9 protein-coding genes are annotated in these 22865 nt (G+C 64.4%); 2 read left to right on the plus strand and 7 right to left on the minus strand.

Annotation, left to right across the window (positions count from 1 at the left end; genetic code table 11):
• Positions 1-10: 10 nt before the first annotated feature.
• Entirely contained in the window at positions 11-1549 is a 1539-nt protein-coding gene (locus DPM33_RS10440) for a trimethylamine methyltransferase family protein (RefSeq protein ID WP_112097355.1), read from the minus strand.
• Between the two features lie 211 nt (positions 1550-1760).
• On the opposite strand from DPM33_RS10440, the gene DPM33_RS10445 reads away from it, so the two are divergent.
• Positions 1761-2351, plus strand: coding sequence for a transglycosylase SLT domain-containing protein (locus DPM33_RS10445; protein ID WP_112097356.1), 591 nt, complete (start codon positions 1761-1763; stop codon positions 2349-2351).
• Between the two features lie 13 nt (positions 2352-2364).
• Here DPM33_RS10445 and DPM33_RS10450 read toward each other — a convergent pair whose 3' ends face one another.
• From DPM33_RS10450 to DPM33_RS10475, 6 genes are all read right to left on the minus strand, one after another.
• Positions 2365-4695 (minus strand): dipeptide ABC transporter ATP-binding protein, encoded by a 2331-nt coding sequence (locus tag DPM33_RS10450; protein ID WP_112097357.1) that lies wholly within the window; start codon positions 4693-4695, stop codon positions 2365-2367.
• A 50-nt stretch (positions 4696-4745) separates the two neighbouring features.
• Positions 4746-5903, minus strand: coding sequence for an ABC transporter permease (locus DPM33_RS10455; protein WP_112097358.1), 1158 nt, complete (start codon positions 5901-5903; stop codon positions 4746-4748).
• A 12-nt stretch (positions 5904-5915) separates the two neighbouring features.
• Complete coding sequence (locus DPM33_RS10460) at positions 5916-6950, minus strand: ABC transporter permease (protein WP_112097359.1); 1035 nt, start codon at positions 6948-6950, stop codon at positions 5916-5918.
• 222 nt (positions 6951-7172) lie between these two features.
• On the minus strand, positions 7173-8825 hold the full coding sequence (locus tag DPM33_RS10465; protein ID WP_112097360.1) for an ABC transporter substrate-binding protein: 1653 nt from the start codon (positions 8823-8825) through the stop codon (positions 7173-7175).
• A 229-nt stretch (positions 8826-9054) separates the two neighbouring features.
• The gene (locus tag DPM33_RS10470) at positions 9055-15105 is read right to left on the minus strand and encodes a translocation/assembly module TamB domain-containing protein (protein WP_112097361.1); all 6051 of its coding nucleotides are present in this window, start codon (positions 15103-15105) and stop codon (positions 9055-9057) included.
• A gap of 2 nt (positions 15106-15107) precedes the next feature.
• Complete coding sequence (locus tag DPM33_RS10475; RefSeq protein WP_112097362.1) at positions 15108-17036, minus strand: autotransporter assembly complex protein TamA; 1929 nt, start codon at positions 17034-17036, stop codon at positions 15108-15110.
• Between the two features lie 278 nt (positions 17037-17314).
• On the opposite strand from DPM33_RS10475, the gene DPM33_RS10480 reads away from it, so the two are divergent.
• Positions 17315-22795 (plus strand): alpha-2-macroglobulin family protein, encoded by a 5481-nt coding sequence (locus tag DPM33_RS10480; protein WP_112097363.1) that lies wholly within the window; start codon positions 17315-17317, stop codon positions 22793-22795.
• Positions 22796-22865 lie beyond the last annotated feature (70 nt).

Consider the following 22865-nt stretch of genomic DNA (forward strand, 5'->3'; position numbering starts at 1 on the left):
AGCCGTTCCCTCACGGCTCGCCCTGCCCGATCGTTTCCTTGCGGCGTGCCATATAGGCTTCGAGCGCCTCGCGGACAGCCGGATCCATGACCGGCTCGACATATTCCTCCAGCGCTTTCTTCCACAGCCGCGTCGCGCGCGCCGTCGTGTCCAGCCCGCCGGCCTCCTGCCAGGCCTCGTAGTTCTGCCAGTTGGAGAGCATGGGCTGGTAGAAGGCGGTGGCGTAACGCTCCAGCGTGTGCGGCTCGCCGAAGAAATGGCCGCCGGTCGGCACCGCGCCCAGCGCCTCGACCGCCAACTCGCTCTCATCGACGACGATCGGCCGAAGGAACTCCATCATGTGCTGCATCATCTCGACATCGATGATGAGCTTTTCGAACGAGGCTGTCAGTCCACCCTCCTGCCAGCCGGCGGCATGGTAGACGAGATTGCCGTGGCCGAGCACCGCGCCCCACAGCGCCATCAGAGTCTCATAAGCGCCCTGCGCGTCCGCCGCATTCGAGGCCGAGCCCGGCGTCGTGCGGTACGGCAACTTATAGCGCCGCGCCAACTGCCCCGAGGCGATGTTGGCCTTGGTGTTTTCCGGCGTGCCGAAGGCCGGCGCGCCCGACTTCATGTCGACATTGGAGGTGAAGGCGCCGTACATCACCGGCGCGCCGGGACGTACCAGCTGCGTCAGCACGATGCCGAACAGCGCCTCGGCATTCTGCTGCGCCAGCGCTCCGGCAAGCGTAACCGGGCTCATCGCGCCCATCAGCGTGAACGGCGTCACCGCCACCGACTGGGCGTATTCGGCCATGGTCATCAGCCCTTCCGCCATCATCTCGTCGAAGCGGCGCGGCGAGTTGACCGAAATGATGGTGGTGATGCCGGGATCTTGGGCAATCTGCTCGAGCGTCAGCCCGCGCGCGATCGCCATCATCTCGATGCCGTCCAGCGCCCTGCCCCTGCCGATCGCCGAGACGTGGAAGCATTTGTCGGTCAGCGTCAGATTGGCGAAATAGGTGTCCATGTGCCTCGTGTTGGCCGGCAGCTCGATCGGCGCGCAGACCTGGTTGCCCAGCATGTGGATGCAGTTGAAATGCTGCGCCAGCCGCACAAGGTTCTGATAGTCGGGCATGTTGCCGGCGCGACGGCCTCGTTCCATGTCGTGCACATTGGGCGGCCCCGCCACCAGCGTGAAGTTGATGGTGTTGCCGCCGAGGTGGATGGCATGCGCCGGATTGCGCGGGGTCAGCGTGTAGTGGCTGCGCGTCGACTTCAGCGCCTCCTCGACCATGCCGCGATCGATACGCACATTCATCGTGGCGTGGTCGACCCTGGCACCGGCACGCTCGAACAGCGACAGCGCCCGCGTGCTCATCACCTCGATGCCGAAATTCTCCAGTATATGCATCGATGCCTGGTGGATGGCCTCGATCTGGTCGGCCGACAGCAGCGCCATCGGCGGATAGGGATTTTCCACCCGCCGCCGCGGCAGCTGCGGAATGGCGGCGGGTCCCCGGTTGCTCATGCGCTCGGCGCCGCGCTTGCGTCTTGGTTCGCTCATGCGCGCATCAGAGCGCCCTCATCATAAACCGGCTGTCAGGAATTCGTCGTTTGCCGGCGTGATTTTAGCCTAAGCGGCATTTTTCGAAATTGATGAAAAGAATGGCGACACAAATGGTCGTAATATCGACAATCGATTTTTCATTGCTCTCACGCCCGCGTTAAGGAAGGCGGCAAGACTCCTTTTATGATTTCGGCCTATTCGTCTTCCAATGCGTAGGTCGAGTTTTAGTAAAATTGTCACCGTCTCCGTGCTGCTGGCGCTTTCGGCCTGCGCGACGGCGCCCAGCCACATCAACAATGTCTGCGCCGTCTTCGACCAGAACGACGGCTGGTTCGACAACTGGCAGTCCGCCGCCGAACGCACCGAACAGAAATACGGCATTCCCGTTCCCGTGCTGATGGCGACGGTGCGCAAGGAATCCGGCTTCAAGAGCAATGCCCGCCCGCCGCGCACCAAGCTGCTCGGCTTCATCCCGTGGACGCATGTCTCGAGCGCCACCGGCTACTCGCAGGCGCTCGACGGCACCTGGTCGCAATATCAAAGCGAGACCGGCAACTGGACGGCGCGCCGCACCAAATTCTCCGACGCCGTCGACTTCGTCGGCTGGTACCATTCAAAGACCGCCGATACGTTCGGCGTTGCCCGCAACGACACCTACAATCTCTATCTGGCCTATTATCTCGGCTGGACCGCCTATGGCCGCGGCAATCGCGGCGACGCCGGTGTGCAGACCTATGCGCGCGCCACCGACAAGATGGCGCGCGATTATGAGGCGCAGCTACGGCAGTGTGGCAGTTGACACCCAGCCCGGCTTAGTGCCGCCTCGTCGTGTCCTTCGGCTTTTTAACACCGGTTTCGGAAGTCTCGTCGCGCACTTTGTTGCGACGGGCTCGCATTCCGGCCTGGTCCTGCTCCACGGCATCCCCGATCTGGTCGGCTTCCGCGCTGCCCGTTTTGCCACGCGGCCGGTCGGGCGCAGTTCCCGACAAACCCGGCCCCGCGCCGTGCACATCATCCGGCACGCCCTCATGCGCCGCATGCTCCTTGTCGAACCTGATGACCGGCTCCATCTTAGCCAGCACATCGTCCGCGAGCCAGCACAGGCTCATATGACCGTCGCCGAGATTTTTCACCGGCGGCACTTTCGTCTCACACAGATTGTCCGGCACCAGCTTCTTGTAGCCGCAACGCGTCTGGAACGGGCAGCCCGTCGGCGGGTTCATTGCCGACGGGATGTCGCCCTCGAGCACGATGTGCTTCTTGACCACGCTGGTGTCGGCGATCGGGATCGCCGACAGCAGCGCCTCGGTATAGGGGTGGTAGGGTGGCGAGAAGATCTGGTCCGTCGTGCCCTGTTCGACGATGTAGCCGAGATACATGACGACGACGCGGTCGGCGATGTAGCGCACCACCGACAGATCGTGGCTGATGAACAGCATCGTCGTCTTGTTCTTGCGCTGGATATCCATCAAGAGCTCGGTCACCGCCGCCTGCACCGAGACGTCGAGCGCCGAGACCGGCTCGTCGGCCACCACCACCTTGGCATCGCCGGCAAAGGCGCGCGCCACGCCGATACGCTGTTTCTGACCACCCGAAAGCTGGCGCGGCTTGCGGGTTTCGAACGCCCGCGGCAGCTTCACTAGGTCGAGCAGTTCCAGCATGCGCTGGCGCCGCTCGGCGACATTCTTGCCGACATTGAACTTTTCCAGCGTGCGGATGATCTGCGAGCCGACGGAATGGCTGGGGTTGAGCGTGTCGAACGGGTTCTGGAACACCATCTGGATCGACGACACCGTATCGACGCCACGGCTCTCGATGCCCGTCGACTGGATTTCCTTGTTGGCCAGCGTCACCGTGCCTGAGCTCGCGGTTTCGAGGCCCAGCAGCACCTTCGCCAGCGTCGACTTTCCGCAGCCGGATTCGCCGACAATCGCCACCGTTTCGGATTCGCGGGCGGTGAACGAGATCGTCTCGTTGGCCTTGACGACGCGGCCCTCGCTGGAGCCGAACACTTCGCTACCGCCGACCTTGTAGTATTTCTTCAGGTCCTGGATTTTCAGCACCGGCGCGCCGGGCTCGACCTTTTCGTTGACCTTCTTGGCGCCGGGCGGCAGCGCCTCCCAGTCGATCTCGTTGAAGCGCACGCAGCGCGAGAAATGCCCCTCATGGCCGTCGACCGGAACCATCGGGATTTCGGCGGCGTTGCAGACGCCCTCGACGAAATGGTGGCAGCGTGGCCCGAAATTGCAGCCCTTCGGCCGTTCATGCGGCAGCGGCAACTGGCCGGGGATGGAGATCAGCGGCCGCGAATTCTTGTCGGCGCCGGGCAGCGGGATCGAGCGGAACAGCCCTTGCGTATAGGGATGGCGCATCCGGTCGAAAACGTCCTTGATCTTGCCGGTCTCGACCGCCTCACCGGAATACATCACCGTGATCTTGTCGCAGGTCTCGAGGATGAGGCCGAGATTGTGCGACACGAAGATCATCGAGGTGCCGAACTTCTCGCCCAGCCCCTTGACCAGTTCGACGATGCCGGCCTCGACGGTGACGTCGAGCGCGGTGGTCGGCTCGTCGAGTAGAAGCAGCGCTGGCTTGGACAGCAGCGCCATGGCGATGACGATGCGCTGCTGCTGGCCGCCGGACAACTGGTGCGGATAAGACCGCATCATGCGCTCCGGATCGGGCAGCTTCACCGCGCGCACCATTTCCAGCGCCCTTGTGTAGGCCTCTTCCTTCGACACCTTGTCGTGGATCAGCGGCACTTCCATCAGCTGCTGGCCAATCTTCATCGCCGGATTGAGGCTCGCCATCGGCTCCTGGTAGATCATGGCGATCTTGTTGCCGCGAATGGCGCGCAACTCCTCCTCGGAGAGCTCGCCCATGTCCTTGCCCTGGAACTTGATCTTGCCGCCGACGATCTTCCCGATGTTGGAGAGGTCGCGCATGATGCCGAGTGAGACCGTCGACTTGCCGCAGCCGGACTCGCCCACGATGCCCATCGCCTCGCCGGGCATCACCGTGCAGGAAAAGTCCATCACCGCCGGAATCTCGCCCTTGCGCGTGAAGAAGGAGATCGACAGGTTCTCGATCTCGATGATCGGCCCACCGGTCGACCTGGCTGGATCTCGAACTGCCTCGTTCATGGGTCGCTCCAATCCTTGTTCTTCATCACGTGGGATCCGGGACCCCGCCGTCAATCCTTCATCGACTGTTCACGCAGCGAATCCGCCAAAAGGTTCAGCCCCAGCACGAACGACATCAGCGCGATCGTCGGCGGCAGCGCCGGGTGGATGAAGGAGCGCAAGAGGCGGCTGGCATCCTTGATCGCGGTGCCCCAGTCCGGGCTTTCCGGCGCGAGGCCCAGGCCGAAATAGCCAAGCGTGCCAAGCAGGATCGTCGTGTAGCCGATGCGCAGGCAGGCATCGACGATCAGCGGTCCGCGGGCATTGGGCAGGATCTCCCAAAGCATGATGTACCAGGGCGATTCACCGCGCGTCTGCGCCGCCGCCACATAGTCGCGCGTCTTGATGTCCATGGTCAGCCCGCGCACGATGCGGAACACGCCGGGGCTGGATGCGAAGACCACCGCCACGAAAATGTTGAGCTGGTTCGGATCGATGTGGACGATATGCAGCGGATCCTTGTCGAAAACCAGGCCGACATAGATCCAGCCACCAACGACGAGCGTGATACCGAGCAGGATATAGAGCCGGTCCGGCCGGTTCTTGAAACGCGTCCAGAACAGCACGCTGAAGAAGATGATCGGGAACAGGAAGAACAGCCCGGCCATTGCATAGGGGATCGGCGTGTCCATGATGCCCGGCGTCACCAGGAGGTAGAACAGAAGGATCACCGGGAAGGCCAGCACCAGATTGGCGAGAAACGACAGCAGCGTGTCGATCTTGCCGCCATAGTAGCCGGCCGGCAGGCCGAGCGTGATGCCGACCATCAGCGCGAAACCGGTGGCCGCAGGCGCGATGATCAGCACGATCTGGCTGCCATAGACCATGCGCGAGAACACGTCGCGGGCCAGTTTGTCGCCGCCGAAATAGTAGATGAGCTTGGACGTGGGCTCGATCGCGCCGGGCAGAGTGTCCTTCATCACCGACACCTGCGCCAGCGGATCGAAGGGCGAGATCGTTGAGGCGAAGATCGCGGTGAACAGCCAGAACAGGCAGATGAAGACGCCGGCAATGCCAACGCCGCTGTCGAAGAGCTGGCCGTAAAGGCCAAGCCGCTTCTTGTAGGTAAAGCTGGCACCCATCACCAGGATCAACGCGATCCACACCGGCCAGAAACGCCAGAGCACGCCGACAATGATGTCGAAGGCATTGATATACTCGGTCTGCATCGACCCTGCCCCTTATTGAACCCTGATGCGCGGATTGAGGAACGCGTAGCCGACATCGGAGATGAGCTGCGTGATCAAGACGATGAACACCGAAACCAGCGAGCAGCCGAGCAGCAGGTCGATGTCGTTGTTGCCGGCGGCCTCGACCAGCGTGTAGCCGAACCCCTGGTAGCGGAACATCACCTCGACGATGACGACACCGGTGAGCAGCCAGGGAAACTGCAGCATGATCACGGTGAACGGCGCGATCAGAGCGTTGCGCAGCGCATGCTTGACAACCACGCTGCCGAAGGAGAGGCCCTTGAGGCGGGCGGTGCGGATATATTGCTGCGTCATCACCTCCACCATCGAGGCGCGCGTCATGCGCGCGATGTAGCCGATGCCGTAGATTGCCAGCGTCATCACCGGCAGGGTGAAATTATAAAAGGTGAGGCCCTGGCTGGCGGATGCCGCCGAGCCGTTCAGCCAACCGAGCCAGGACGCGAAGATGACCGTGAAGATGACGCCCGACACATATTCGGGCGTCGCCGTCGAGGCGATCGAGGCGACAGACAGCGTGCGGTCGGTGCGCGAGCCCTCGCGCATGCCGGCAAGGATACCGATGAGCAGCGAGATCGGCACCATCAGCGCCAGCACCCAGAACATCAAAAGCCCCGTGGCGCCGAGCGCCGGGAAGAGCTTCGAGGCAACCGTCGTCTTGAATTTGGTCGAGCAACCGAAGTCGCCCTGCAGCACGCCGGAGAAGGTCGGCACGAGCGGGTCGTTGCAGAAAGAGAAGCGCTGCGCCGGCTTTCCTGTCGCCGGGTCGGTGATCGGCTGCTTGGGCAGGACTCCTAGCCACTGACCGTAGCGGACGAAGAAGTTCTGGCGGTAGCCATGGTTGACCAGCCAGCTTTCGAGCTGTTCGGCGGAGGTGTGCATCTCGGTCTGGCTGATCGCCAGCTTCTTCAGATTGGGACCGAGATTGATCAGGAAGAAGACGATCAAGGTCAGGCACAGCATCGTCAGCGCCATGGTGCCGAGGCGTCTCAGGATGAAAGAAAGCATGGCGGACCCCTGCCGATGGGTTGGGGGAGCCTGATTGGCCGCCTATCCCCGCCGCGATGCGGAGCAAGCCGGTAAAACAGACCTTCGAATGCGATCAACCCAGTTTATTGCATGACCCCGCTCGACGAGTCCGCAACTTTTTTGCTGCAGCGGCTCTCCGGTCCCGGGTCACGCGAGGAAGGGGACAAAGGGGCCGAACGCCCCTTTGTCCGTTCGCTGGGATCAGGCCTGTTCCAGCCAGACCTTGCCGTAGTCGTGCTCGTAGGTCGGGTGCATCTTGTAGTTCTGCACCGCCTTGGTCGAGTGGCTGTAGAGCTTGCGCCAGTACGGCTGGATGATGATGCCGGAATCCTGCAGGATCTGCTCGATGTCCTTCATCATCTCCTTGCGCTTGGCGGCGTCGGCGACGGCGAGCGCGGCGTTGAGCTTGGTATCCCAGTCGGGGTTCGACCAGGCGGTCTCGTTCCAGGCTTCACCGGTGCGGTAGCCGATCGCAAGAACCTGCACGCCGAGCGGCCGCATGTTCCAGTTGGTCATCGACAGCGGATATTTCGTCCAGTCGTTCCAGAAGGTCGAACCAGGCAGAACCGTGCGCTTCACCTTGATGCCGGCTTCGCGCAGCTGTGCGGCGATCGCGTCGCCGGTGTTCTTGTGCCAGTCCTCGTCGACCGTGATCAGCTCGTGCTCGAAATCGGCCTGGCCGGCTTCCGCCATCAAGGCCTTGGCCTTGGCGGCGTCGCGCTTGATCTTCGGCAGCTCGAAATATTCCGGATGGATCGGGCTGACGTGATGGTTCTCGGCCGGCGTGCCGGCATTGCCGTAACCGAGCTGCAGGACGACGGCGTTGTCGACGCCCAACTGCAGCGCCTGACGAACCTTCTGGTTGTCGTAGGGCTTGTTGTTGACATTGGTGCGGCACACGATGGTGGCAGCCGTCACGACCTCGGATTTCACCAGGTCCATCTTGTCGAGGATCGACACATAGTCGGCCGAGGTCTCGAAGTTGGTGTGCACTTCACCAGCCTCGAAGGCGCTGACCATGGCGCCCGGATCGGTGCCGTAGTCGATGAATTCGATGCCGTCGAGGAACACCTCGCCGTCCCACCACTTGTTGTCTTCACGGCGCTTGTAGACGACCTTCTGGCCAACGTCGTAGGAGACGAGCTCGAACGGGCCGGTGCCGATCGGGCAAGCTTTGAAATCGCCGCCCTTCTCGTCGAAGCTCTTGTGGACGATGAGGCCCGGATAATCGCACATGTTCGGGATCAGCGCGATGTCCGGCTTGCCGAGCTTCAGCTTGACGGTCATGTCGTCGACCTTGGTCACGGCGCTCTCGTCGAGCTTATCGTCCTTGACCAGCGTGCCGAGGCGGCCTGGCATTGAATTGCCTTCGGCCTTCTTGTCGGCCCAGCGCTTGAGATTGAAGATGACGTCGTCGGCGGTGAAGGCATCGCCGTTCGACCAGGTCACGCCCTTGCGCACATGCAACGTGTACTCGGTCGCATCATCGTTGACGTCCCAGCTTTCCAGCAGATAGGGGCGGAAAGTGTATTCGGTGGTGTACTTGACCAGCGGCTCGAGCGCCTGGCGCTCGGCATCGGCGATTTCCGACCAGTCGGCCTTGCGCGGATCCTTCGGATCCTTGACCCACTGCGCGACCTTCAGCGTGCCGCCCTTCTTGCCCTGCACGTCCTCGGCCCTTGCCGGGGTCGGATCGGCGAGACCGAGCAGGCCGTAAGCCATCGCCGTCGATGCGCCGAAGACGCTGGCCAGAGCCAGAAATTCGCGACGGTCGACATTGCCCGACTTGGCTTCTTCGGCTAGGGCCAGGATGTGATCCGGAACGCGGTCACCGTTACTTTTATAGATTGCCATGACTAACTCCCATTGTTGGCTTTCCGCCTTTTAACATTCCGCATCCAGACCGCGTTGTCAAAGACGGTTTGGGTTAGGAACATGTTAGGGAATGTGCATCTTTGGGTACAACCCGGTTCGCGCGATAGCGACAGTCTTGACGCAAATTTGCTAGCGCGGCGCGATTTCCCAGAAATTCGCCACGAGCGATCAATTCAATACATTTTATAGCGATAAGGGCGGCGAGGCCTCAGTATTCGCGTTCGTAGAAGACGCCGCCCTTTGCTTCGCCGGCGTCGTTGGCCTCGCCGCGCAGCTTCACGCCGCGGCCGACATTGAGGTCGATCGTCGCCTTGCCGGAGCCCGGTTTGTCGCCCTTCTGTATCGTCACATAGGTGCGGTCGTTGAGGTATTTGCCGGCCGAAACCGCTGTGCCGCCCTTCTCGTCCGTCGTCACGTCGAGATCGTCGACGCCGATGGCGTTTTGCAGGTTCTCGAGCAGCGAGGTCGAACCGCCGACGCCGGCCAGCTGCGCCGCCGCGCTCGCAAGCTGCGCAATCTGCAGCGGCGACAGCTTGGACATCGATTGACCGAAAATGAGCTGCGCCAGCACCTCGTCCTGGGGCAGCGCCGGCACGGAGGAGAACGTGAACTTCGGATTAGTCGCCTCGCCCGAGACGACGATGGTGACGGTCGCGCTGCTGGTCGTCGTCGCCGTCATGTTGAGGTAAGGTACCAGCGAGCCCTGGAACCCGATCGTGCCCTCGGTGAAGGTCAGCCGCTTGGCAAGGATGGTCAGCCGCCCGCGCTGCAGCGTGAAGGTGCCGATCGCATGAGGCGACGAGGCCGGACCCGTCAATTTCAGCGAGCCGCCAAGCTCGGCGTCGACGCCCCTGCCCTGGATGAAGATCTGGTTCGGCGCGTTGACCGTCACGTCGAGCGACAGGCCGCTGCCGCCATTGCCGCCGCCGCTGGTGATCGCAGGGCGCAGCGCCTTGTCCTGCGCCCGAACGGCGGCCGGCGCGTTTTTGTGCTTCACATCCAATTCCGAGAGCGAGGCCGGCAGCCTGTCCGGGACGGTGATGACCGTCCTTGCCAGATTGATGGTGCCGGCAACCACCGGCGCCGAAACCAGCGGTCCCTTGATGGTCAGGTCGCCGCCGAGATTGGCGGTCACCACCCGGCCGTCGGTATAGCGGCCATCGGTGAGCTTGATCGACAGATCGGCCGGGAAGCCCTGTGCCGGATTGATGCCGACCGTGCCGCTCGCCGACAGGCTGCCGCGCGTCGACAGCGTTCCGGTCAGGCGGTTGATCCTGGCGACGCCGCCGCCGATTGAAACGTCGGCCGCGATATCGTTGACCGCCAGGCCCGAACGAGCGTCGATCAGCCGTGCGCCTGAGGTGTTGACCGTTCCGCCGATCACAGGCGACGACGCCGGGCCGCGCACCTGCACGCTGACGTTGGCCGTTCCGGTGAGCCCCAGCCCCTGCGCGGCAAGTTTCGCGGCGAGGAAGGAGAACGGCACCTTGCCGTTGAAGTCGAGCACCAGGGCCGGCGTGCCCGCGGTCGTCACCGAACCGCCGCCCTTGAGACCGAGACCGGCGCCGTCGCTGATGTTGGCGTCGAAGGCAAGCTTGTTGCCGGCAAAGGTTCCCGACGACGACACGTTCATGCCGCCGAGCCCGGCGCCGCGCGTCTGCGACGTCTGCACGCCGGAAGCGTCGATGTTGAAGGCGACCGACGGGCTCGAAGGCTGGCCGGTCACCTTGACCGTGCCCGAGATCGAGCCGGCCGCGTCTAGCCCCTTCGAGAAACTGTTGGCGAGCGAGATCGGCACCCTGGCCAGATTGGCGTTGATGTCGATCGCCTGCGCGACCTTGCCCGTCACCGTCGCCGTGCCGCCGCCGAGGTTGAGCACCAGCCGGTCGAGCGTCGTCACACCGTTGGCGATGGTGACCGTCGAGGCCTGCGCGATCGCCGCCTTGATGCCCTGCACGGTCGCCTGACCCGATGCGAGCTCGATGGTCGTCGTGCCGTTGGCGACCTTGACGCGGCCGGCCGCCTTCGCCGGGATTTTCTTGACGGTGGCGCCGCCCGAGAAGCCGGTCCAGTCGCCGTCGCGCTTCAGATCGACATCGATGCCGGTGATGGCCGTGCCGCCAGAAGTCACACTCTCGGCGCGCACCGTGCCTTGAATGACGGGCGCCGCCATATAATTCGCGATCTGCGCGTCGATGGCGACATGCCTGGCGGAGAGATCGCCGCGCTTGATGGCCGAGGTGTTCGCCTTGACGACGACGTCTGCGCCGATGGCGGTCTTGGAGAAGGCGATCGTGCCGCGCACATTGCCTTCGGCCTTCTCCAGCGCGAGCGCAGCCAGCGGTCCGATATCGGGCAGGTCGAGGGAGATGGTGCCGACTGGCACGAAAGCGTCGTCGAGCGTCAGATCGCCGGAGATCCTGTTCGGGCCGAGCGACAGCAAAAGCCCGTTGATCGCGCGGCTGCCATTGGCCGTGGCGAGCACCGCGCTGCCTTGCAAATTCTGCCCGGCGACGTTGCCGGTGAGTTGCACATTGGCCGCCGGATTGGCGGCATCGGCCTTGCCGGTCGCCGTCAGCTTCAGCCCGGTGATCTCGCGCGCCGCCACCAGGAGCCGGTCGCTGTTCACCGTCATCGACAGGTCGGGCGCGGTGACTGGGCCCTGCGCATTCAGGGCAAAGGCGATGGCGCCCTTGGCATCCTTCGACAGCCCCGAAACGTCGCTCAACGCCCCCCTGACGGCGGCGGCAAGCTTGCCGTCGGCAAGGCTCGCCTGTCCGTCGGCGCTGAGCGCGCCCGAATTGAGCTTCAAGCCGTCGATACTGACACTGCCATTGGCGTCGCGCTTCAGCGCGGCGCTCAGCTGCGCGCTGTCGCCAAGCATGCCGCGCACCCCCGCCGGCAAGGCGGAAGAAGCAACATCGGCCGTCATATTGAGGTCGACGGCGCCATCGCCCAGCGACACCCGGCCGGCGACCTGGCTGTTGAGCGCATCGCTCTTGAGCGAGCCGCTGTTGACCGCGACCGCATCGGTCGTCAGGCGGCCATTGACCTTGGCAGTGACCTTGCCGGCAATCAGCGGCGCGATCATCGGATTGTCGAGGCCGATCCTGTCCACCGACACCGTGCCGGAAACCGGGCCTGCCCGCCCCTTGAGGTCGAAGGCGTCCGAATGCAGCGCCAGAGTGAGACCATCCACCTTGGCCTGGCTGGCGGCAATCGACGGCAGGATTGCCGACACATCCAGCCGTGCCTGCGAGCTTTCGCCTGCCATCTTTGCCGACAACGACTGGACCTCGATCCGGACCGGGCTCTCGGCGCTGCCGACCGTCAGCGGCAGGCTGGGTCCGGACGACGTAAGGTCGAGGGAGAAATCGCTGGCACCGTTGGGGTTGAGGGTGCCGGCGGCCTTGCCTGAAATCTTGTCGCCCGAAAGCGTGGCATGGTCCAGGGCCACGCCGCCCGCCATGGTGTAGCTGCCGGCGGCATCGAGATCGAGCGGCCCGAGCCCCGCCTGCCGGGTCTGGCTGGTCTCGGCGCCCGCCACCTTGGCGTTGAACTGAACGTCGGGATTGGACGATGGACCGGTGACACGCGCCATGCCCTCCAGCGTCCCGGCCCCGTCGAGGCCGGGCACGAAATCATTGGCGAGCGCCACCGGAAGGTTGGCGAGAATGGCCGTCAGGTCGAGGGTCTGACCGGCGCTGCCGGAAACCGTCGCCGAGCCGCCACCGAGATTGAGCGCGAGCTTCTCGATCGTCGTCACGCCATTGGCGATGGAAAGGCTGGAAGGCTCGGCGATGGCCGCCTTGATGCCGCGCACTGTCGCCTCGCCGGAAGCGATTTCCACGCTGGTCGTGCCGTTGGCGATCTTCACCCGGCCGGTGGCGGTGGCCGGAATGCCTGACGCCGTGGCGCCGCCGGTAAAATTGGTCCAGTCGCCGTCGCGCTTCAGATCGATGCCGATACCGCTGATGACCGTGCTGCCGGAAGTCACGCTGTCGGCCTTGATCGTACCCGAGATCGCCGGCCCTTTCAGGTAGTTGGCGATCAGCGCGTGGACGGTGATGGCCTTTGCCGCCAGATCGCCGCGCGCGATCGACTTGCTGGCCGCGTTGATGGTGACGATCGGTGCCTCGCCCTCCTTGGCAAAGGCGATCGTGCCGTCGATGTCGCCGGTGGCGGTCTGATCCGCCAGCGCGGCAAGCGGCCCGATATTGGGCACGGCAAGCGTCAGCGTGCCGAGCGGCAGGAACTTGTCGTCGAGCGCAAGATCGCCCGAAACCTTGTTGTCGCCGAGCGCCAGCGTCAGGCCCTTGATCGAGCGCTTGCCGTCGGCCGTGACCAGCGAGGCTGCGATGTCGAGCGCCTGCCCCTCCGCGCTGCCGGTCAGGGAGACGTCGGCCGACGGATTGGCGATGTCGGCCTTGCCCTTGGCCGAAAGCTTGATGTCCTTCACCGTGCGGCCGGCCGCCGTCAAACTGGCGCTGTCGGCCGAGACGGAGAAATCCGGCGCCCAGCGCGGGCCGGTCGCCGTCAGCGCGAAATTCACCCCGCCGGCAAGCGGCGTGCCGGCGAGCGACGACAGCGACGAGACATCGCCCAGCGTGCCTTTGACATCGGCCTGAATATCCGAGCCTTGCGCGCTGGCTGTGCCGCTGGCGCTGAGCGAGCCGGAGGTGAGTTCCAGCGAATTGGCGGCGAACGCGCCCTGCGGATCGCGGGTCGCGGTCGCCGAGAACTTCACCCGCTCTCCGAGCAGCGAGCTGATCTGCGGCGGTAATGCCTTGGAGACGGCGTCGGCATTCATCTTCAGCGTCATCGACAGATCGGCGAGCGACACGCCCGCCGTCAGCGCGGCATTGAGCGCGTCGCTGCGCAAAGTGCCTTTCTCGATGGTCACCGTCTCGCGGCTGATCGTGCCGGAAAGATCGGCGGAGAGCTTGCCGGTCACCATCGGCGCCAGCGTCGCCACATCGGTCTTCAGGCCAGCGGCCGCGAGCCTGATGCTGACCGGGCCGCTGCGGTTCTCGATATCGAAACCGTCGGAATGGATCTCGCCGGTGATGTTGTTGAGCTGCGTGCCGCCGACGGCGACCGAATTGAGCGTTGTCCCGATATCGACCGCCGGCGCCTTGCCATCGCCGAAGGCGCGCACGGTCGCCTTCTCGATCGCAACGAGGATCGGAACGGCGCTGTTGCCGACATCGATGGTGACCGGCTTGTCCTTGGCGGTGAGCTCGACGGCTAGGTCGCTGGCGCCCTTCGGATCGACATTGCCGGTCGCGGTGCCGTGCACCGAGTCGCTCTCTATCGTGGCCTGCTCGATATCGACCCCGCCCGAAATGGTCGCCGTTCCGGCGACATCGAAGCTCGTCTTGCCGGCAAACAGCGACTTGATCTTCTCCGGCAGGAAGCCTTCGAACTGGCCGTCGCCCTTGGCCTCGATGCGGTGGCCCTTGTTGGTGAGCTGGTGCCGGCCGGTCAGTTGGCTGATGATCTGGCCATCGACCATGAAGGTGCCGACGCCGCTCCAGTTGGCCAACGGCCCCGAACCGGTGACGACGATGTTGACGGGCGGCGCGTTCGGCAGCTTGAGCAGGTTGGCGATGATGCCGCCGGCCGGCTCCGACGCCTTGAGATCGAGGTCGAGCTTGTTGTCGGCCGGCGCAAAATGGATCTTGGCGTCGACATTGCCTTGCTTGCCGTCATGGCGGCTCACATTGAGTACGCTTTCGACCGCCAGCGGCGACGGATCGGCCTTGAGCGAGCCCTTGGCGGCGAGCTCGGCGGTGCCGCTGCCGGCAAGCTCCTGGCCCAGCGCGATCTCAGGCAGGTCGATCTGCCTGACATCGATCGACACCGGCAGGCTGGAAGAGCCACTTTGCGATGGCTGCTGGCTTGGCTGCGGCAGCCGCGCCAGCTCGATGCGCTCCGCGGCAAGGCGGTCGGCATTGAAATTCCGGGACAGCAACGCCGTCGGTGACCAGTCGAGCGCCACCTTGCGCGCCACCATCCATGGGCCGGCGCGGTCTTCCAGCACCACATGGTCGACCCTTAGCGCGCCCGACCAGATGCCTTCGATGCCGCTGACCGTCACCTTGCGGTCCTCGTTCGAAGCCATCTTCGAAATGAGGCTTGCGAGATTCTGTCGCCCGCCTTCGGTACCGGTGAGCACGACCAGCGCGCCGATCGCCATCACCAGCAGCAGGAGCAGCGTGTAAAGGCAGATGCGGAGGATGCGCCAAAAGATCTTCATCGTCAGAACGCCTGCCCGATGCCGGCATAGATGCCGAAATGCGGATCCCCCGGATCGCGGTTGAGCGGCACCGCAGCGTCAATGCGCAGCGGCCCGAACGGCGTGATGTAGCGCAGGCCGACGCCGGCGCCGACCTTCACATTCGAGAAATCAGGGAAGGATCTGGTCGAGACCGAGCCGGCATCGACGAACGGCACAATGCCTATCGTGTCGGTGACGCCGATGCGCATCTCGACCGAGGTTTCGAAGAAGGAGAGGCCGCCGATCGGCTGCCCGTTGATATCCTTCGGTCCGATGCCCTGATAGGAATAGCCGCGCACCGAGCCGCCGCCGCCGGAATAGAAGCGCCGGTCGGCCGGAACATCCTGCAGCCCGGTGCCGACGATCGAGCCGAGCGTGGCGCGTTCGGCCAGCACGAACCGGCTTGCCGTATCCAGCGACTGATAAGTGTAGCCCTCGCCCTTCAGCTTCAGAAAGGTCGCGCCGTTCAGTATGTCGTAGCTCGGCTCGGCATAGGCGAGGAAGCGAAAGCCTCTGGTCGGGTTCAGCTTGTTGTCGCGGCTGTCATAGACATATTGCAGCGGCACGCTGGCGATCAGATAGGTGTGCTTGCCGAAGGCGTCGGTGATCCTCGAGTAATCGAGGTCGAACTCGGCCGAGACCCGCTGCTTCTTGTCGAGGTCGTAGGAAACACCGACATCGCCCTTGACCGAGAAATGGTCATAGGCATCGGGGTGCTCGAACACCGTCTTGATGCCGGTGAAGAATTTCGAGGTCGGCCCGAGCACGCCCGGCTTCTCGAACATGACGCCGGCATTGTAGTTGAGCGCGGAGATGCTGTTGCTGCCGATGCCGCTGATCGAGCCGTCGATACGCAGCTTCTCGGCCTGGCCGAACAGGTTGCGGTGGCCCCAATAGCCTTCGAGTCCCAGGCCTTCGGTGTTGGATACGGTGCCGCCGATGCCGAAATAGCGCGGCTTGCGCTCGCTCACCTGGACATCGATCGGGATGTTGCCTTGTGCGTCGAGGCTGTCGCCTTCCTTGATGGTCACGCTGTTGAAGACTTCGAGCCCGAGCAGCCGGTCGCGTGCATCGTCGATTTCCTGCGGCGAATATTGCTTACCGCGCTGCAGGCCGGTCATGTATTCCGTGAAGCCGCGATCGACCTTCTCGGTGCCCTCGACCGTCGTGTCGCCATAGCCGGCGACCGGGCCGGCCGCCACCGTCAGCGTGACGTCCAGCGTCGAGCTGGCATGCTCGGCGACGATCTCGCGGCCCGTCACCTTGGCCAGCGGCCTGCCCTCGTCCTTCAGCGCCCGCACGATCAGGGCTTCGGCCTTGAGCACGGCGCCCGACCCGGCATCGCCGCCGGCGATCAGCCCGAAATCGGCGCTCGCCAGCCCGGCGGCATCGCCTTTCAGCCGGATGTTGCCCAGCGTGAATTTCGCCCCAGGCGCGACGCTGACGACGACCGGAATGGGCTGCGGCCCCTTGAACTCGGCATCCGGCGGCAAGTCGTCGATCGATTTACCGTCGATCGTGATGGCGACCACGCCCTCGTAACGGGCATCGGCATAGAGCGCGGCAACGAGTTGCTCGCGGTCGCCACGCGCCTTGGCCATCAGGCCGAGCGATCCGGACACCGGGTGGTCCTCGTCGTTTTTCAGTGCCGAGGCGTTTTCGAGCCTCTTGACCAGATCCTTGTCGGCTTCCGGCGCCTCGATGGTCACCGAATAGCGCAGCGGATCGACGATGTCGGCATCCTCGTCCTTGGACGAACCCCAAAGCTTGATGCCGAAAATCTCGAAAGCCGCCGCCGGGCGTGCGGTGCCAGCCAGCATTGCGGCGCAAAACAGCGCGAAAAGCAGGGCGCGCGGAAGCCCGCGCCCTGGCGCGAACCCTCCTGACATCTGCGTTTCATGCGCCGGCATTAAGACAACCTAGTCGACAAAACTAAAATTGGAATGAAGTTCCAAAACGTTCGTAAAGGGGCCACAATCCAATTGTCTGAAATAGTACGGGCTTGGAATTCACACCTTTTGCATTTTCGCAAGAAAGTGTGATCCGTCTCACAGAGGTTATGTCGAAATACCGGCCTTTGGCCGGCATGGGAACCGTTTGCGGGTGATAAACCTGCAGCGTTCCGGGCGTTGACAAGCCTGAGCGAAGCTTGATCATGCCTGGACGCTGGCAACGTCTGGAGGGTGATGTGGCAATGCGCGCGGGTCGTGGTCTCTCTTTCCTTCTTCTCATCTCTTTCGCCCTGGGCGGGGCGGCATTGGCGGCCGAAGCCCGGCGAATCGTAACAACCGATAACTCCGATTATTTCGGCTTCGACCTCCGGTCGGAGCAGAATGTCAGTCTCGACCAGTGCAAGACCACCTGTCTCGGCGATTCCGCCTGCCGCGCCTTCACCTACAACACCAAGGCGAAGTGGTGTTTTCTCAAATCCGACTATAACCAGTTGAAATCCTTCACCGGCGCCGTCGCCGGCAAGATCGCCAATGTCGATGGCGACCCCGACATCGGCGCGCCGCCGGCGCTGGCGTTTTTCCCGAACTGGATGGCCGACCAGGCCCAGCAGTTCCGCAACAAGCTGACCGATCCGGCCTATGACAAGCCGACGGAAGGGCTTGCCGCGCTGCAGGCCGCCGCCGGGCAGGCAGCACTCACCGGCGACCATCGCCTTGCCATGCAGAAATACCAGGCCGCGGTCTCGGTGCTGCCCGACGACGGCGCGCTATGGCTGGCGCTGGCGCGCGAGACGCTTGCCGTGGAGCCGGCTTCCAACACCGCCGAACCGTCGACCTTCCCGACAAACATCACTTCGGCCGCCTTCAACGCCTACAAGCTGGTCCGAACCACGAAGACCCGCGCCGAGGCGCTGGCGCTGCTTGGCGCCGGCCTCGACAAACGCGATCTCTACCGGCCCTCGCTGCAGGCCTACGAGGCAAGCCTTGCGCTGGTGAGCTCGCCGGCCGTCCAGGCCGACTATGCCGACCTCAAGGCGCGCAAGGGTTTCCGCGTCATCGAGCACACCGTCGATGCCGATTCCTCCTCGCCGCGCATCTGCGCCCAGTTTTCCGAGGAACTGGTCAAGACCGGCGTCGACTATGCGCAGTTCGTCACCGTCGACAATGCCGCGCCCAAGGCCGTCGAGGCCAAGGACAAGCAGATCTGCGTCGAGGGCCTGGAGCACGGCCAGCATTATGACGTGACCTTCCGCGCCGGCCTGCCGGCCGCGATCGGCGAGACGATCGCCGCGCCCGTCGTGCTCTCGATCTACGTTCAGGACCGCGCCCCGTCCGCCCGCTTCACCGGCGACAGCTTCGTGCTGCCGGCCGGGGCCCGCCGCGGCATTCCGGTCGTCACCGTCAACATGAACGCCGCCAAGATGACGCTTTACCGCATCGGCGATCGTTCGCTGGCGCAGCTTCTGTCCGGCTACCAGTTCCTGCATCAGCTCGACGGCTACGACATTTCCACCATTTCCGACCAGATGGGCGCGCCCGTCTGGTCCGGCACGCTCGACATCGCCAATGATCTCAACAAGGAAGTGACCACCTCTTTCCCGGTGGATGAGGCGATCCCGCAGCGCAAGCCCGGCGTCTATGTGCTGACCGCGCAGCCGGTCGACGACAAGAGCGACGACTATGGCTCGCGCGCTACGCAGTGGTTCGTCGTCTCCGACATCGGCCTTTCCACCTATACCGGCCAGGACGGCCTCAACGTCTTTGCCCGTTCGCTAGGCTCGGCCAAGCCGATTTCGGGCGCCGAACTGACGCTGCTGGCCAAGAACAACGAAATCCTCGGCACCGCGACCAGCGACGCCGAAGGCCACGCCGTCTTCAATCCCGGCCTGACCCGAGGTGAAAACGGCATGGTGCCGGCCGTGCTGATGGCCAAGCAGGGCGACAACGACTTCGTCTTCCTCGATATGGCCAAGGCCGGCTTCGATCTGTCGGATCGCGGCGTCGAGGGGCGTGCCTCGCCCGGCGCGCTCGACGTCTATGCCTGGACCGAGCGCGGCATCTACCGCGCCGGCGAGGACGTGCATGTCGCGGCGCTCGCCCGTGATGGCGCCGCCAAGGCGGTCGAGAACCTGCCGCTGACCTTCATCTTCACGCGCCCAGACGGCGTCGAGAACCGCCGCATCGTCAGCAATGGCGAGTCCGCCGGCGGTCATGCCGTCGACCTGCCGCTCGAGGCCAACGCCATGCGCGGCACCTGGACGGTGTCGATCTACACCGACCCCAAGCAGGCGGCCGTCGCCAGCCAGATGTTCCTGGTCGAGGATTTCGTGCCGGATCGCATCGAATTCGATCTGACCGCCGACAAGAAGGAGATCGCCCAAGGCGAAACCGCCACTGCCACCGTCGACGGCCGCTTCCTCTACGGCGCGCCGGCCGCCGGCCTGGCGCTCGAAGGCGAGATGACACTGTCGACCACGAGCACCTGGGACAGCTTCAAGGACTTCACCTTCGGCCTCGCCGACGAACAGTCGGCCGAGCCGACCGTGACGCCTTTCACCAACCTTCCGGTGGTCGGCGATGACGGCAAGGCGACCTTCCCGGTCACCATCGACCAGTTGCCGTCGACCACCAAGCTGGTCAACGCCAAGGTCACCGTGCGCATGCGCGAGGCCGGCGGCCGCGCCGTCGAGCGCTCGCTCGATATCGGCGTCCGCCCGCAGCGCGACGTGATCGGCATTCGCCCCGATTTCGCGGATGGTGAGGTGCCGCAGGGCGGAACCGCCAAGTTCAGCATCATCGCCGTCGATCCGAACGGCAAGCGCGAGGACCTCAAAGGCGCCCAGTGGTCGCTGGTCAAGGTGGAGCGCAATTATCAGTGGTATCGCAACAACAATTCCTGGAACTACGAGGCTGTGAACCTCACCAAGGCCGTCGCCAACGGCGCGGTCGACCTGAAAGCCGACGGCGAGGCAACGGTGTCGCTGCCCGTCGACTGGGGCCGCTACCGGCTCGAGGTCGAGACGGCCGATCCCGACGGTCCGGCCACCAGCTATGAGCTCGATGCCGGCTGGTATGTGGCCTCGACCACCACCGAGACGCCCGACGGCCTCGAGATCGCGCTCGACAAGGACACTTACGCCGCCGGCGAAGTCGCCAAGCTGAAGGTCTCGCCGCATTTTGCCGGCGAACTTCTGATAACCATCGGCGCAGAGAAGCTGTTGAAGACCGTCACCGCTTCGGTGCCGGCCGGCGGCAGCACCGTCGACATCCCTGTCGGCGACGACTGGGGCGCCGGCGCCTATGTCACGGCGACCTTGTTCCGGCCCGGCGACGCGCAGGAATCGCGCATGCCGGCCCGCGCCATCGGCGTCAAATGGCTTTCGGTCGATCCCGGCTCGAAGAAGCTGGCGGTCACGTTGACGCCGCCGAAAAAGACCTTGCCGCACCAGCAGCTGTCGATCCCGATCGCCGTCAACGGCGCCCGGGCCGGCAGCAACGCCTATGTCATGGTGGCGGCAGTCGATGTCGGCATCCTCAATCTCACCAACTACAAGGCTCCCGATCCGGAGGATTGGTTCTTCGGCCAACGCATGCTGGGTCTGGAGATTCGCGATCTCTACGGCCGCCTCATCGACGGCTCGCTCGGCACCACCGGCAAGATAAGGACCGGCGGCGACGGCGCCAACATGCAGGCGCAAGGCAGCCCGCCGACCGAAAAGCTGGTCGCCTTCTTCTCCGGCCCGGTCGAGCTCGACGCTAATGGCAAGGCGCGGGTCGATTTCGACATCCCGCAATTCAACGGCACCGTGCGCGTCATGGCTGTCGCCTGGACCAAGGAAGCCGTCGGCCACGCTCAGACCGACGTCATTGTACGCGACCCGGTGGTGATCACCGCCGGCCTGCCGCGCTTCCTGGCGCCGGGCGATGCGGCGACGATGCGCCTCGACATCGCCGACACCGATGGCCCGGCCGGCGACTATGCCCTGTCGGTCACCACGACCGGCGATCTTTCGACCGGCGGCAAGCCCCTGCCCGAGAAGCTGACGCTCGCCCAGGGCAAGCGCCAGTCGCTCACCTTCCCGCTGGTCGCGAAAACCGCGGGCGACGCCTCGATCACCGTCAAGCTTGCGCATGCCGACGGCACCGAGGTCGAGCAGACGCTTTACCTGCCGGTCCGCCCGGCGCAGCTTCCGGTCACCAACCGCATGGTGGTCGACCTGAAGCCGCATGGCGGCTCGCTGCGCGTCGACAAGGAGCTGCTCGCCGCAAGCGTGCTCGACGGTGCTTCGGTCAGCGTCGGCGTCTCGCAGTCGTCCGCGCTCGACGTGCCGTCGCTGCTGATGAGCCTCGACCGCTACCCCTATGGCTGCGCCGAGCAGACCACCAGCCGCGCCATGCCGCTGCTCTATGTCAACGACATGGCCAAGAGCATTGGCATGGAGAACGACCCGGACCTGCATGGCCGCATCCAGGACGCCATCTACAAGGTGCTCTCCTATCAGTCGTCCAGCGGCAGCTTCGGCCTCTGGGGTCCGGGCTCAGGCGATCTGTGGCTCGACGCTTATGTCAGCGAATTCCTGACCCGGGCGCGCGAGGAGAAATATGACGTTCCGGCGCTGGCCATGAACCAGGCGCTGAACAACCTGCAGAACTCGCTGGGCTACGACCAGAGCGTCCAGGATCGCGGCAGCGACATCGCTTACGCGCTCTATGTGCTCGCCCGCAACAAGAAGGCCTCGATCGGCGATCTGCGCTATTACGCCGACACGCAGCTCGAAGCCTTCTCCAGCCCGATGGCCGTCGCCCAGCTGGCGGCGAGCCTGGCGCTCTACGGCGACACGCAGCGTTCGGAATCGACCTTCCAGACGGCGCTCAGGCTGGCGCAGTCGGAAACCGACTACGACTGGTACCGCTCGGACTATGGCTCGCGGCTGCGTGACGGCGCGGCGATGCTGGCGCTGGCGGCGGAGTCGAAGCCGGTGCCAAGCATCATGCCGCAGCTGATCAAGCTGGTGGGCGTGGCACGCGCCGACGCCCGCTGGACGAGCACACAGGACGAATCCTGGATGCTGCTTGCCGCGCGGGCGCTGAAGGAAGGCAATGATTCCATCACGCTTTCCGTCAACGGCGCGCCGCATTCGGGCGGCTATTCCGACCAGGTCGGCGGCAGCGATCTCGCCGACAGCCCGCTCACCATCGCCAACACCGGCGCGACGCCGCTGCAGGCGGTGGTCACCGCGGTGGCAGCACCCGTCGACCCGCTGCCGGCCGGCGGCGACGGCTTCACCATCGATCGCACCTACTACAAGCTCGACGGCACCGAAGCCAACGTCACCGAGGCCAAGCAGAATGAGCGTTATGTGGTCGTGCTCAAGGTCTACGAGCAGAACAAGTGGCCCTCACGCCTGCTGATCACCGACCTGTTGCCGGCCGGCTTCGAGATCGACAATCCGAGCCTGGTCTCCAGCGCGCAATTGTCAAACTTCTCCTGGCTGGCGCAGACCGACGCCGCGCATCTGGAGTTCCGCGACGACCGCTTCGTCGCCGCCTTCAACCCGAATGAAGGCGACGGCGACCGCAACATCACCCTGGCCTATGTCGTGCGCGCCGTGACGCCAGGCACCTACGCCCACCCGGCGGCGACGGTGGAAGACATGTACCGGCCGCAATACTCGGCCCGCACCGCCACCGGCGTGATGGAGGTGAAAGCGGAATAGCGATGAACAGGTCGCCGGACTCTCCCTTCTCACCGTCTCTATACGGGGAGAAGGTGCCGGCAGGCGGATG

This window comes from Mesorhizobium hawassense, assembly GCF_003289945.1.
Lineage (GTDB): Bacteria > Pseudomonadota > Alphaproteobacteria > Rhizobiales > Rhizobiaceae > Mesorhizobium > Mesorhizobium hawassense.

Bases quoted from the DNA above. Each gene is read 5' to 3' on its own strand.
- DPM33_RS10440 (WP_112097355.1), bottom strand. From the start codon at position 1,549: ATGAGCGAACCAAGACGCAAGCGCGGCGCCGAGCGCATGAGCAACCGG.
- DPM33_RS10445 (WP_112097356.1), top strand. From the start codon at position 1,761: ATGCGTAGGTCGAGTTTTAGTAAAATTGTCACCGTCTCCGTGCTGCTG.
- DPM33_RS10450 (WP_112097357.1), bottom strand. From the start codon at position 4,695: ATGAACGAGGCAGTTCGAGATCCAGCCAGGTCGACCGGTGGGCCGATC.
- DPM33_RS10455 (WP_112097358.1), bottom strand. From the start codon at position 5,903: ATGCAGACCGAGTATATCAATGCCTTCGACATCATTGTCGGCGTGCTC.
- DPM33_RS10460 (WP_112097359.1), bottom strand. From the start codon at position 6,950: ATGCTTTCTTTCATCCTGAGACGCCTCGGCACCATGGCGCTGACGATG.
- DPM33_RS10465 (WP_112097360.1), bottom strand. From the start codon at position 8,825: ATGGCAATCTATAAAAGTAACGGTGACCGCGTTCCGGATCACATCCTG.
- DPM33_RS10470 (WP_112097361.1), bottom strand. From the start codon at position 15,105: ATGAAGATCTTTTGGCGCATCCTCCGCATCTGCCTTTACACGCTGCTC.
- DPM33_RS10475 (WP_112097362.1), bottom strand. From the start codon at position 17,036: ATGCCGGCGCATGAAACGCAGATGTCAGGAGGGTTCGCGCCAGGGCGC.